The 13,522-nt window shown below is 35.3% G+C and carries 13 protein-coding genes; 5 read left to right on the plus strand and 8 right to left on the minus strand.

Annotated elements, in window-relative coordinates; all coding sequences use genetic code 11:
* Positions 1-10: 10 nt before the first annotated feature.
* On the plus strand, positions 11-1,171 hold the full coding sequence (locus E0Y80_RS06330) for a purple acid phosphatase family protein (protein ID WP_156306810.1): 1,161 nt from the start codon (positions 11-13) through the stop codon (positions 1,169-1,171).
* A 41-nt stretch (positions 1,172-1,212) separates the two neighbouring features.
* Here the strand turns inward: E0Y80_RS06330 and E0Y80_RS06335 are convergent, their stop codons facing one another.
* The 5 genes from E0Y80_RS06335 to E0Y80_RS06355 all read right to left on the minus strand — a co-directional run bounded on the left by E0Y80_RS06335 (position 1,213) and on the right by E0Y80_RS06355 (position 4,831).
* Positions 1,213-1,812, minus strand: coding sequence for a hypothetical protein (locus E0Y80_RS06335; RefSeq protein WP_156306812.1), 600 nt, complete (start codon positions 1,810-1,812; stop codon positions 1,213-1,215).
* A gap of 6 nt (positions 1,813-1,818) precedes the next feature.
* The gene (locus E0Y80_RS06340) at positions 1,819-2,565 is read right to left on the minus strand and encodes a hypothetical protein (protein WP_156306814.1); all 747 of its coding nucleotides are present in this window, start codon (positions 2,563-2,565) and stop codon (positions 1,819-1,821) included.
* Positions 2,566-2,649: 84 nt separating this feature from the next.
* Positions 2,650-3,483, minus strand: a complete 834-nt coding sequence (gene pyrF / locus E0Y80_RS06345) for an orotidine-5'-phosphate decarboxylase (RefSeq protein ID WP_156306815.1) — start codon at positions 3,481-3,483, stop codon at positions 2,650-2,652.
* A 2-nt stretch (positions 3,484-3,485) separates the two neighbouring features.
* On the minus strand, positions 3,486-4,085 hold the full coding sequence (locus E0Y80_RS06350; protein WP_156306817.1) for a TlpA family protein disulfide reductase: 600 nt from the start codon (positions 4,083-4,085) through the stop codon (positions 3,486-3,488).
* Between the two features lie 2 nt (positions 4,086-4,087).
* Positions 4,088-4,831, minus strand: a complete 744-nt coding sequence (locus tag E0Y80_RS06355) for an RluA family pseudouridine synthase (RefSeq protein ID WP_156306818.1) — start codon at positions 4,829-4,831, stop codon at positions 4,088-4,090.
* Positions 4,832-4,950: 119 nt separating this feature from the next.
* Between E0Y80_RS06355 and panB the strand changes: the two genes are divergently transcribed.
* Both panB and E0Y80_RS06365 read left to right on the plus strand, forming a co-directional pair.
* On the plus strand, positions 4,951-5,766 hold the full coding sequence (panB, locus tag E0Y80_RS06360; RefSeq protein WP_156306820.1) for a 3-methyl-2-oxobutanoate hydroxymethyltransferase: 816 nt from the start codon (positions 4,951-4,953) through the stop codon (positions 5,764-5,766).
* Between the two features lie 2 nt (positions 5,767-5,768).
* On the plus strand, positions 5,769-6,371 hold the full coding sequence (locus tag E0Y80_RS06365; protein WP_156306822.1) for a hypothetical protein: 603 nt from the start codon (positions 5,769-5,771) through the stop codon (positions 6,369-6,371).
* Here the strand turns inward: E0Y80_RS06365 and E0Y80_RS06370 are convergent.
* Positions 6,368-7,657, minus strand: a complete 1,290-nt coding sequence (locus E0Y80_RS06370) for a Gfo/Idh/MocA family protein (protein WP_156306824.1) — start codon at positions 7,655-7,657, stop codon at positions 6,368-6,370. The genes E0Y80_RS06365 and E0Y80_RS06370 overlap by 4 nt on opposite strands.
* Positions 7,658-7,788: 131 nt before the next feature.
* Here E0Y80_RS06370 and E0Y80_RS06375 point away from each other — a divergent pair, with 131 nt between their 5' ends.
* Positions 7,789-10,677: a heavy metal translocating P-type ATPase gene (locus E0Y80_RS06375; protein ID WP_156306826.1), complete on the plus strand. Its 2,889-nt coding sequence runs from the start codon at positions 7,789-7,791 to the stop codon at positions 10,675-10,677.
* A 41-nt stretch (positions 10,678-10,718) separates the two neighbouring features.
* Here the strand turns inward: E0Y80_RS06375 and E0Y80_RS06380 are convergent, their stop codons facing one another.
* Both E0Y80_RS06380 and E0Y80_RS06385 read right to left on the minus strand, forming a co-directional pair.
* A complete protein-coding gene (locus tag E0Y80_RS06380) occupies positions 10,719-11,873 on the minus strand; it encodes an MFS transporter (RefSeq protein WP_156306828.1) in 1,155 nt (384 codons plus the stop codon).
* Between the two features lie 35 nt (positions 11,874-11,908).
* Positions 11,909-12,331, minus strand: a complete 423-nt coding sequence (locus E0Y80_RS06385; protein ID WP_156306830.1) for an NUDIX hydrolase — start codon at positions 12,329-12,331, stop codon at positions 11,909-11,911.
* 135 nt (positions 12,332-12,466) lie between these two features.
* Between E0Y80_RS06385 and E0Y80_RS06390 the strand changes: the two genes are divergently transcribed.
* Positions 12,467-13,507, plus strand: a complete 1,041-nt coding sequence (locus E0Y80_RS06390; RefSeq protein ID WP_156306832.1) for a L,D-transpeptidase — start codon at positions 12,467-12,469, stop codon at positions 13,505-13,507.
* The last annotated feature ends 15 nt before the right edge of the window (positions 13,508-13,522 follow it).

Raw genomic sequence — 13,522 nt, forward strand, 5'->3', positions numbered from 1 at the left:
ACCAAAACCTATGAATAAGTCTACTTTCATCCTTTTAATTTCCTTATTTCTACTATGCAAGGGGCTGTTTGCACAAGAAAAAATTAAGATCAGCCACCTCCCCTATATTCAGGCTCTGACCGATTCCACTGTTTCAATCCTCTGGACGACAAATAAAGATGCCATCGGATGGGTCGAAATTGCACCGGATGATCAAACACATTTTTATCAACAAGAAAGACCTAAAATATTTGCCGGGAAATATGGCTTTAAAAATGTAGGAACTGTCCATCAGGTAGATTTAAAGGATTTAAAACCCGGAACAAAATATAGATATAGAGTGTACAATCAGGAGGTTCTTAAACATGAAGGGACCAAGGTTCAATATGGTGATTATACCGCAACAAATGTTTACAGTGAAAAACCATTAACTTTTTCAACAGTAGGTACTAAAAAACAAGTATCATTCGCTGTAATCAATGATATTCATGGCAAAAATGAGGTAATGAGCAACTTGTTAAATCAAGTGGATCTTAATAACACAGATTTCGTGGTTTTTAATGGAGATATGGTTGATAACCTATTGAGCGAGGAACAAATGTTTAGTGGCTTTATGGATAATGCCATTAAGACCTTCGCAAGTGAAAAGCCTATGTACTATTCAAGAGGGAATCATGAAACAAGAGGACCATTTGCAGTAGCCTATCCTAAATATTTCCCAACGAGTTCGGGAGAATTATACTACATGTTCAATCAAGGGGATGCATGTTTCATTGTACTTGATTGTGGAGAAGACAAACCCGACAGTGACATCGAATATAGTGGAATAGTGGACATGGATGCCTATCGTACTGAACAGGCAAAATGGTTAGAAAAAGCTGTTGAAAACCCTATCTATAAAAATGCCAAATATAAAATCATTATTTGCCATATCCCTCCTGTTTTAGGTTGGCATGGAATGGAGGACCTTCGAAATAAATTTGTACCAATCTTAAACAAATCTGGTGCTCAGATTATGTTGAGCGGTCATATGCACAAACATGAAATCCTTAAATCAGACAACACAGTCAATTTCCCAATAATTATAAACTCAAATGTAAATTTGATAAAAGCAACCCTTGATGATAAACAAGGATCATTCAAGATCTATAATCAAGAGGGAAAATTAGTTGAAGAATTGCTGATTAAGTAGAAAGGAAAAAATGTCTGTCTTTAACCTTCAGGCTTTTCTTTCTATTTGAACAATTTAAAAATCTTACTACCAAAATTCTTGTCTACTGTAATGTAGGAAGGGTAATAGATATTCTGTCCTGCAATTTTAATTGAAGGTTTTATTTTCAAAACCATAAAGCCTTCTGATTTCTTGTTTAATAATTCATCGAAGAATTTGTCAAAACCGTTTTCCTTGGCCTTATTAAAAATATTTGCTTTAAAAGTCATAGGTACAATAGTACTCTCTCCCTTTTGAAGGTTTACATTTTGATCTACCGTACCCTCGAATAAAGGAGAATTTTGAATTTCAATCACGTATTTGAAAGAATTGAATGCTGCCTTTTGAACTTCAGGATTCGTAATTTTCAGATTTACCTTCCCTTCTAATGGAAGTTCTTTGCTAAATAAAGCAACTGCCAATCCTGCAATAGATGACATATTATAATTACCGTCCGAACCTTTAAATGATTCGAGTGACTTTCCATTAAACTTCACTTGGTCGACAGATTCTACATCATATTCACAATCAGCTAATGCTTTAATCTGTGCCTTCTTGTTAACTTGACAGCTTGATAAAATAAACACCGTACAAACGGCCAATATTCCAATAATCTTTTTCATATTCTTTTACTTTCTTCCAAAATTATAAATCAATCCGAGTATAAATACTGCATTTCCAGGTTTCAAATATTGATTGTCCATTAGTCCAATATTCCATCCATTTGTATATTGTATTTGAAATCCTTTATTTAATTCAAGCCTTGTAAAGAAAACAGGTTCAATATAAATATTCTCTTCTAATGGACTTGAAACGCCATTTAATTCAAAGCGATCCATCTTAATTCGACTTAAGCGAATGGCAGTACCGTAGTTTAGAGTTCTTTTCTTACCAAAAAGATTAATCTTGTTTTTTTTTGTGGAAGAAAAATTCGCCTGAATAAAGATTTTATTAAAGTCAAGGTCCCTTGTTTCAACCGGGTCTGAACCCGTAGTACTCGCTCTCTTATCAACATCGGTGGTTGCACCCACACCATATCCCCCATAGAACTCAAGTACACTTCTTTTAGATTTTCCTACTAAAGTATAGTAGCCAAGCCCCCCTTCATAGAGGTATTGTTTAAAATCATTATTGGTGGAAGTATAATTTAGATAGGAACCATTTCCAATTACTGCTAAATGGTCTGTGAAAGCAACTCCAAGATTGCCACTTAAATTCCCTTTTGGATTAACATGTGCGGCAATATAACCCTCGCCCTTGTTGTTAAACATCGGAGTGGCTGGAACATTTGGAAGATAAACGGAACTACAGCTGCTCAACCAAGTTATACCGCTGAACAACAAGAAAATTAATAGTGAAGACCTTACTTTATTCATAAAACTCATTAACCCTGCATCTCCACAAATTATTATGCCAAAGATGCAGAATTTAACAAAAAGTAAGACTTTTATTTAGTTAATTTAGATAATACCATGGATTTCAAGCTGCTGCTGCATTTCTTTCTGCAGAAGAATTGCTTCTTCACGAGCTCTTTCTGCAAAATCCTTACCTTTTGAAGCGTAAATAATTCCTCGTGTACTATTTACTAATAATCCACAGTCTTTATTCATTCCATATTCGCAGACATCAGATAGGGAGCCTCCCTGTGCTCCTACGCCAGGAACCAACAGGAAATGATCCGGAGCATGCTCCCGAATCTTGGTAAAAGCTTCACCACGGGTCGCCCCAACAACGTACATGATATTCTCCGAAGTGCCCCAAGTATTCACCTTGTCGATAACTTCTTCAAAAAGCTGTTTGCCTTCAAAATTCTTAAAATTTTGAAAGTCTAAGCTACCTTGATTGGATGTTAAAGCCAAAACAATCGCCCATTTCCCTTTAAACTCTAAAAATGGTGTCACTGAATCTTCGCCCATATAAGGAGCGATCGTTATAGAATCAAAGCTCAATCCTGAAGACTCAGGGTTAAAAAATGCCTGTGCATACATTTTTGATGTATTTCCTATATCTCCCCTCTTCGCATCAGCAATGCTAAAACAATCTTTAGGTAAGACTTCACAAGTTTTCCTTAAAGATTCCCAGCCCTTTACTCCATAACTCTCATAAAATGCAATGTTTGGTTTATAAGCAACACATAAATCCGAGGTTGCTTCAATGATTGCTTTATTAAAGGAAAAAATCGGATCTTCCTCTTCTAGAAGATGTTCAGGTATTTTGCTGATATCCGTATCTAGCCCTACGCATAAAAAACTCTTTTTCGTTTTTATGTTCTCGATTAGCTCTTGCTTAGTCATTATTATTGATTGATTTGGGAAATTAAGAAATCTTCAAATTCTTTGGTCGAATAATCAGCCATTCCGGCGTGATCAAATACGAGCATACCTTGCTTATTCAGGACAATTGTTGATGGAATAGAATTTCCCAACCAAGTTGATGGTATATCGCTTTCTGGAAAGTAAATTGGCATATCTAATTTCTCCTTCGCCAAAAATTCTTTTGCTCCATCCAAATTATGCTCAATTTCAACTAGCATAAAAACAACATTTTCATTGTCTTTATATTTATTATATAATTTTTGGATAGACGGCATCTCAGCACGGCATGGACCACACCAGGTAGCCCAAAAGTTAATGAATACAACTTTGCCCTGTAGGTCATGAGTACTCACAATCTTCCCTGCTTCATCCGATAATTTAGCAGATTCTGTCATAACCATTGGTGTTGCTGATGGCTGTGAATTTGTGGTCTGAGCTGGAACATCGGGTTTAAAAAGTCCTATTTTCATTAAGCCCCGTTGAATAGCAACCCTTGTTGTTGGGGTAATTACTAATATCGCCAAAATGATAATGAGTACCCAAGAAAGTATGTTCTTGGTATTATTTTTCTTTTCTGCCATAATTAGGAATCAAATTTCTCTAGCTGTTTTAACAAAGTAGCAAAATCTTTCGGGTATTCTGCTTCAAAAGCATATTCTTTACCATCCATTGTAAATTTTACGGCTTTTGAATGAAGAGCAAAACGCTTCATAATAGGAAGTTCTTCCTGATCCTTTGAAAGTGTAAATCCTCTTTTTTTAATCTGAGAAAGATAGACAGGTTTTCCACGATACATTGCATCCCCAACGATAGCTGCGTGTTGGGTAGCTAAATGAATACGAATTTGGTGCATCCTACCAGTGATAGGCTTACACTCTACCAAAGTATAATTCTTGAAATATTTAATGCTATTGAATATTGTTTCTGCAGGTTTACCATTATAACGATCTATCGTTACATTTTTATTCCCTTGATTTAAGATAGGTAAGTCGACGCTTAAATTCTCAAAAATATGGGTCCCCCCTATTATCGCATGATAGGTTTTGTCTACACGACGTTTTTCAAATTCTATTGACATCAACCGATAAGTTTCTGGATTCTTTGCAATAAGCAAAACTCCCGAAGTGTCTTTATCCAGGCGATGGCAAACTTGAGCATCTGGGTAATAGCTTTTCGCTAATCGTAGGATATTTACCTCATCACCCCCACGAGCATCTAAGGACGCTACAAAAGGAGGTTTATTAATAACTATTAGGTTATCATCCTCATGTATGATAAGTTCTTTGAATTTCGGAAATTTAAATAGATTTTTCTCTTGTTGAGCCATTTTGCAAAAATAAGAAATATTGCTAATTTTCTATAATTCAGCGTAGTTTAACCAATAGGTTAACATTCAGGTTGATACTCCTATAAAAATGTCTACTTTTGCAATATAAGCAATCTAACATGTCAGTAAATAAAGTTATAAAGCGTATTACAACGTCTATCCTTCGTGATATGAAAACAAGAGGTGAGAAAATAACCATGCTTACTTCTTACGATTACTCAACTGCAAAAATCCTTGATGACGCTGGAATAGATGTATTATTGGTTGGCGATTCAGCAGCAAATGTTTTTGCTGGATATGAAACCACCTTACCTATTACGTTGGATCATATGATTTATCATGCCTCAGCTGTTGCTCGAGCTGCCAAAAGATCCATGGTCATAGCCGATTTACCTTTCGGGGAATATCAAGGTGCTACAGAAGACGCCTATAAATCCGCTGTTAGAATGATGAAAGAATCTGGTGTACATGCTCTAAAATTAGAAGGTGGAACTGAAATCATCGAGAATATTAAAAAAATTGTCCAATCTGGAATTCCAGTTTGTGGTCATTTAGGCCTTACGCCGCAATCCATCTATAAATTTGGAGATTTTGGAGTTCGTGCAAAAGAAGATGCAGAAGCCGCAAAATTAAAGGAAGATGCAATTGCCCTTCAAGAAGCAGGTTGTTTCGCCATTGTATTAGAAAAAATTCCAGCTAAATTAGCTGAGGAAGTTTCAAAAATGCTGGACATCCCAACAATAGGTATTGGCGCAGGAAATCAAACCGACGGTCAAGTTCTTGTAGTCAATGATATGCTTGGAATCACACAAGAATTTAAACCTAAATTCTTGAGACAGTATCTTAATTTAAACCAAGAAATTAATAAAGCTGTTAAAAATTATATTGAAGACGTAAAATCACAGGACTACCCTAACCAAACTGAACAATACTAACGATGAATAAAATTCTCCTGATTGTAATTCTTGTATCAGTATTGATTTATTTTCTTTCTCGACGAGTCGTGATGAAAGGAAAATCAAGCGCTATTCAACGAAGCAATAATCAAGGGTTTTATTTAATAGAAAGTGGTACTCCAATTATTCAGAGAACAATCAAAAACACATTATTCAGTGTAGGAATAGGTGTTGTTTTATTCGTAATAACTATACTCTTGGCCTTGAAAGTTAAAATCATCCTCTTTATGCTGCCGATTAGCATTTACCTGATGAGCCAATTGTTACTTTTAAATAATCAACTCAAATATGCAAAGGATCAAAGGATTTGGTTTAACCCAAATACCAATGATGTCATCATTGAATGGTTAAGTGGAAATCGAGTGAATTTTAATTTACAAAAAGATATACAACAGGTAAAAGCAATAAAATCTGTTCAAAAGAACAATCAGATTCTATTTGGTTATTATGAACTTATCGTTCATAATAACCAAGTATTTTTACCATTTATTTTGGAAGATAACCAATTAAATAGTCGATTTTTCAAAGTTTTGAAAGAAAATCATCCTGTTAAATCTAAATCATCCCTCTTTCCTATTATTTAGATATTTGGAATTTTATATCCATTATGGTATCCTGCTGCTAATAATTTATTGGCTTCGCTTTCTTTAAATTTCTGTTTCTCCTTTTCCCAATAAATTTTCTTACCAGTGCGATAAGCTATATTTCCCATTTGAGAAAATTTGGCAATGTGACTACCTACCTCTAAAGGTGCATTTAGAATATTTGGATTCTTCGTCCTAATTGCTTCCACAAAATTCTGCATATGAAGGTCTAATCCATTATCAACTTTCTTTTGATAGGGAACAGCTTTCATACGATCCATTTCAGGAATGACTTCCCATCCATTTCGATCTAAAACTAAGGTTCCATTGTTACCAATAAAGGCAATGCCATGTTCACGGCTATAAGGTCCTCCTGAAATACTGGTCGCATGTTCCCATTGAATATTGAAATCATCAAATTCATAAACTGTTGTCAGGGTATCCGGTGTATCACCAGCATCATCAGGATAGGCAAACTTCCCCCCTGCTGCCATGATCGATTTTGGATCCGAAACTTTCATTCCTAATAATGCATAATCCAAAAGATGTACACCCCAATCTGTCATCAAACCACCAGCATAATCCCAATACCATCTAAAATTATAGTGAAAACGATTTGGATTGAAAGGTCTTGTTTTTGCAGGACCTAGCCATCCTTTATAATCAACACCTGCTGGAACTGGGCCATCAGCCTCTACAGGTACACGTTTTTTCCATCCAAGGTATGCCCAAGCCTTAACCAAGCGAATCTTACCCAATTGTCCTGAATGAACAAAATCTATAGCATCCTTAAAATGTTTTTGAGAACGTTGCCATTGGCCAACTTGAACAATACTTTTGTATTTATCTTTGGCATCTAACATCGTATTACATTCGACAATAGAATTTCCAATCGGCTTTTCAACATATACAGCTTTCCCAGCTTTGCAGGCATCCACCAACATTAAACAATGCCAATGGTCCGGTGTACCAATAATTACAGCATCTACTTCTGTATCTTTTAGAAGTTCCTTATAATCCTTATATACCTTTGGCTTCTGACCTAATTTATTTAAATCCTTTAAACGGTCACTTATTACAGAATCATCAATATCACAGATAGCAGTACAACTAACATTGGAAACTTTAAGTATAGAACTTAGATCTGACCAACCCATACCCTTGATGCCTATTGCACCAATTTTCAAGGTCGACTGTTGATTTGTTCTCCCATATAAGGAGGATAAATGTAACGCCGGAAATAAAAGAGCCGACTTATAAATAAAATCTCTTCTGGAAATACTCATTCGTTTTAGGTTTCTTTAAATGTACGATGTTATGCAAATTGATCATAATTTTATAACAATTTATGGAAATTATGTAACAATTCTGCACCGTTTTCTTATGAAATTTGTTTTAACTATTATAAGAAATTCAAATGAAAGAAAATCATATATACAAAGTCTCTGGAATGACCTGCAACGGTTGCAGAGGAAATGTTGAGAAAAAATTAAATGAAATTCCTGGAGTAATTGCTCGTGTAAATCTAGAAAATGAAGAAGCAAAAGTTCAATCTGATCATTCGATTTCTACTAATGATTTACAAGCCAAATTAGATGAACTTGGAGGTCATTATAAGATTTCAGAGCCGAAAGATATTTCGAGTTCAGAAAAAACATTTTCAGTTTCGGGAATGACTTGTAACGGCTGCAGGACTAATGTAGAAAAGAAGTTGAATGAAGTACAGGGGATTTCAGCAACTGTAAATTTGGAAAAAGGGGAAGCCAAGATTAAATCTGAAAATAAAATTGACTTGCAAGAATTACAAACAAGTTTAAATGATCTTGGAGGTCATTATAAAATTTATGATCAGGATTTAAAAAACGTAGAACACATTCCTCACAAAGATTCCACTGAACAAAGTGAAAGTAGTCAATATATATGTCCAATGTTTTGTGAAGGAAAAGATAAAATCTATCATGAACCTGGAAGATGCCCTGTATGTAATATGCATCTACGCCCAATTGAAAAGGTAGATTTCAACGCCCCTTCTCATCAAGTCCATGATCATCATAAGCCAGTGCAAAATGAAGGCAATGCTGGAAAATACTACTGTCCAATGATGTGTGAAGGCGATAAAGTATATGATCAATTTGGTTCATGTCCAGTATGTGGTATGAATCTTGAAAAAATACCTGAAACAACTTTAAAAGTGGAATATACCTGCCCTATGCACCCTGAAATTGTTCAGGATCATCCTGGGGATTGCCCTATTTGTGGAATGGAGTTAGTTCCAAACCAAGTCACAGAAGAGGACGACAAGCATTATAAAGATTTATTGAAGAAATTCTGGATTTCAGTAGCTTGTACTGTTCCAATCTTTATACTGTCTATGGGAGACATGCTTCCAGGTCAACCGATCAGTAAGATCATTCCCTACCACATCAACGCTTGGATACAGCTCATTTTGACAATTCCAGTAGTTTTCTATACTTGTTGGATGTTCTTTCAAAGGGCATGGACTTCATTTAAGACTTGGAATTTGAATATGTTCAGTTTAATTGGTCTTGGTGCAGCAGCAGCATTTATCTTTAGTCTTTTAGCTTTCTTTTTCCCTCAAATTTTCCCTGCAGAATTAAAAGGTCACCATGGCGAGGTCCACCTTTATTTTGAATCCGTAGTTGTCATACTTACCCTAGTGCTACTTGGGCAAGTCATGGAAGCAAAAGCACATTCTAAGACGAATACAGCGATTAAAGAATTAATCAAATTAAGTCCTGCAGAAGCTATATTAGTTGAAAACGGTAAAGACAGGAAAATTTCAATTCATGACGTTAAAGTTGGTAATGTATTAAGAGTAAGGGCAGGTGACAAAGTTCCTGTGGATGGTATTGTGAAAGAAGGTAGTACATCAATAGATGAAGCGATGATCACCGGCGAACCAATTCCTGTTGAAAAAACTATTGACGATCATGTTATAGGTGGCACAATCAATGGAAACCATGAAATTCTAATTCGTGCAGAACGTATTGGATCTGAAACTTTATTAGCACAAATTATTCAATTGGTTAATTCAGCAAGCAGAAGTCAGCCTCCTATTCAAAAGTTAACAGACAAAGTATCCAAGATATTTGTCCCTGCAGTCATTGCAATTGCCATTTTAACTTTCATCCTGTGGAATATTTCTTCGGTACCAAGTAGTACGGCATTGGCCTTTTCAAATATGTTAGCGGTTTTAATTGTCGCATGTCCTTGTGCTTTAGGCTTAGCAACCCCAATGTCTGTTATGGTTGGAATTGGAAAAGGAGCAAAAAATGGAATTCTAATTAAAAATTCTGAAGCATTAGAAAAATTAGAAAAAGCGAATGTATTGGTGGTCGACAAAACAGGAACTATTACTGAAGGAAAACCATCAGTTTCGGAAGTTATCTCAGGAAATGAGAAATTTTCAGAAAACGACATCCTTCAAATCGCAGCATCTGTTAATAAAAATAGTACCCATCCATTGGCACAGGCAATGATAGATAAAGCCAATAAATTAAAACTTCAATTATTGGATGTTATTCAATTTGAAAATATCTCTGGTAAAGGAGTTAAAGGAAAAATCCATCATATGTCCGCTTTATTAGGAACACCGAGGTTGATGGAAGAACAGAAAATTGAAATATCCAAAAATGACCTTCAAAAAATTGAAGAACTGCAGAAAAAAGGAAACTCAGTCTCCGTATTAGCTATTGATGGACAAGTTGCGGGTTTGGTTGCTGCATTCGATGCTTTGAAAAAGAGCAGTATTGATGTTATCAAAAGATTTAAGGAAGAAGGTGTTGAAGTTTACATGTTTACAGGCGACAATCAAAATACAGCTGATATTGTAGCAAAAGAAGCAGATATTGATCATGCTAAAGGAGGATTATTACCTGAAGATAAATTAAATGGTATTAAAGAATTACAAGCTTCTGGAAAGAAAGTTATTATGGTTGGCGATGGAATTAATGATGCTCCAGCATTAACACAAGCTGATGTAGGTATTGCAATGGGTACAGGTACCGATGTCGCAATTCAAAGTGCTGAAATTACTTTAATTAAAGGGGATTTAATTGGTGTACATAAAGCTTTTAAGTTAAGTAAAGCAATGTTGAGCAATATTAAACAAAATCTTCTCTTTGCATTTTTGTATAATGTAATTGGAATTCCAATAGCTGCAGGATTATTATACCCAACCTTTGGCATTTTGATGTCACCGATGATTGCAGCTGCTGCAATGAGTTTAAGCTCGGTATCTGTTATTCTAAATTCATTACGATTGAATGCAGTAAAATTAGACTGATCTCGGAAAGAATTAATTTCACTTGAAGCGGAATAAATATGTTATTTCGCTTCAATTTTCTTCAGATGGGAAACCTTTTTGGCTAATAATAGATGTGAGAGCAATCCAATTAAAGCAAATATTCCTCCAACTAAACAGACACCTTTCCAACCTGCTACTCCCCAAGCCTGTGCTGCAAGCCAAGATCCAAACGAGCCACCAATGAAATAAGTTACCATATAAACAGTATTTAACCTACTTGTGGCAGGTGTTTTTATGGCAAAATAGTCTGATTGGTTCATGATATGGGAAGATTGTAAGCCCAGATCAATCAAGATAATACCGATAATTAATCCTATGTAGGAATTGCCCAAAAAATAGATAAAAAACCAACTAATTAACAGGATAAATAGAGCTACAGAAATTATTTTGTGTCGAGACCACGATTTATTTAATTTCCCGACAAATGCTGCTCCTAAAGCACCCGCCGCTCCAATTAATCCGAATGTACCAGCAACTGAAGGACCTACCTCAAAAGGAGGCTGTTCCAAATGAAATGCAAGCGTGGTAAATACTGCACAAAGCGAAGCAAAACTTACCGCACCGCGAAAGGAAGCTAGCTGAAGTATGGGTTCTGTTTTTGCAAGATGGATTACCGATTTCATCAATGATAGGTAATTCCCTTTAAAATTCGGTTTCATTTCCGGCAACATCTTATAGATAAAAATCCAGCAGATTACCATCATAATTGAAGCTCCCCAATATATACTTCTCCAACCCCAAATATCACCTACAAGTCCTCCAATAAATCTAGATAACAATATTCCCATTAATAATCCAGACATGACCATACCGATATTTTGAGACCTGTTTTCCGAAGTTGAAAGATCTGCAGCCATAGGAACAAATAATTGAGGTACAACAGAAGTGCAGCCAATAAAAAAACTAGCTGTCGACATCATCCATAATTCCTTCGATAAAGCCATGGCTATTAGGGATATAAAAACAAAAATTAAATCAATGAGAATTAACTTCTTTCGATATAACTTATCTCCTAATGGTATAATCATTAATAAGCCAAAAGCATAGCCCAGTTGAGTCAACACTGTAATTTTACTGACCTCAGTTTCTGAAACTTGAAACTCCGAAGCAATTTCAGCTAATAAAGGCTGGTTATAGTAATTATTTGCAACAACCATCCCTGATGCGATAGTCATTAACCATAATAAAGACGTAGTTAATTTGGGGATTTTCAACTCAAATTATCCTCCATCCAAATTGGCAATGCAAACTGCTTTAATAAATTAGCTAGCTTCACATTTTTTGCCTCATCTTTTTCAACCCATTTAATCTCATTTAATTCAGCTAAGGGTTTCAAATCTTTCATAGAATCAGCATATTTACAACGAAATATATATCCTCTTACTGTTTTCCCATCTTCATTAACTGCTTGAGCTTCATGAACTCCATGGAGAACGCAATCCTTCTCTGTATATTCAATATTCAATTCTTCTTTTAATTCCCGGATCAAGCTATCCACCGGCTTCTCACCATCTTCAATCTTTCCACCTGGTAATTGGTAATAGGTAGAACCGTTCTTCTGAACTGTTAACAACTCATTTTCATCATTAATAATGATTCCAACAGCGATTGTAATGTAGTTATTTAGCTTCATGTTTATAATTAAAGAAATATTTTTCAAAAAAGAGAAATAATGGAATGATTTTTAATATAAATAGGTTGATATTGAATTTATGATATTTTTGTATCCGAAAAGATTACAATCCACTAATAAATACCAAACTAACGAATGAAGAAATATTTTTTCTGGTCTTTACTTATTGCTTTTCTAGCCATTGCATCATGTAAGAACTCGTCAAAAACAACAAGTGCTGCTGAACAAAAGAAACAGGATTCACTAGAACAGGTTAAGAAGGAAAAGGAAGCTGCAGAACGTGCAGAAAGAGAACGTCCTAGAACCGCAGCTGATATAAAACTTGAAAAAGATCTTACTTATGACAAGCATACATTGGAAGAAACTTATCCCTACAAGGATACGACTCGTCAATTCCAACTGGAAAAAATAAAAGAAAAACTTGCATTTATTGAGAATTTCCAACGTGCTCCTCATCAATACGGTGTCTTACAAAACTATAAAAACCGAAATGGTGAAGCTGCTGTTGTAGAAAATTTTGTTCGGAATGCCTACAAAAGAGTTTCAGATACTTTAGGAACTGAAAAGTACCAATCTGCACCACTATACAGAGAAGAAAACAGTGCAAAACCCAGTATCTATGGTCGTGATGGATCTTTAGTGAGTTTAGAAAGTTCAGATACCTTGAAGATGGTTAAGGTTAATGGAATTTCATTCGATGGAACCTGGTTTGTTCCTAAACGTTATGTAAAATCTATCGGAGATTCCTTAAAAATTACCCATGTAAATTTTGTAGATGTTACAAATCAAAATATTTTAACAGTTGAGCGTACTGGTGAAAATGAATGGAAAATTAGAAGTATGAATCCTGCAACTTCAGGTCTACATAAGCCTCCACATCAGATGGAGACCCCGGTAGGAATATTTATGGTTCAGGAACAAAAAACTAAAATGTTCTATTATGGAGACGGAACTACAACGATAGAAGGATTTGCTCCATATGCTTCCAGATTCACAAATGGAGGTTATATTCATGGAGTTCCTGTTAACAATCCAAAAGGAAAAATCGTAGAATATTCATGGTCATTGGGTACGACCCCTAGGTCACATATGTGTGTCAGAAATGCGTCATCTCATGCCAAATTTGTTTATGATACGTCAAAACCCTTTAAATCCCTAGTGGTTGTAATTGATTAAAACCTTATTTAACAC

The organism is Sphingobacterium endophyticum, from assembly GCF_009733535.1.
Classification (GTDB): Bacteria; Bacteroidota; Bacteroidia; order Sphingobacteriales; family Sphingobacteriaceae; genus Sphingobacterium; species Sphingobacterium endophyticum.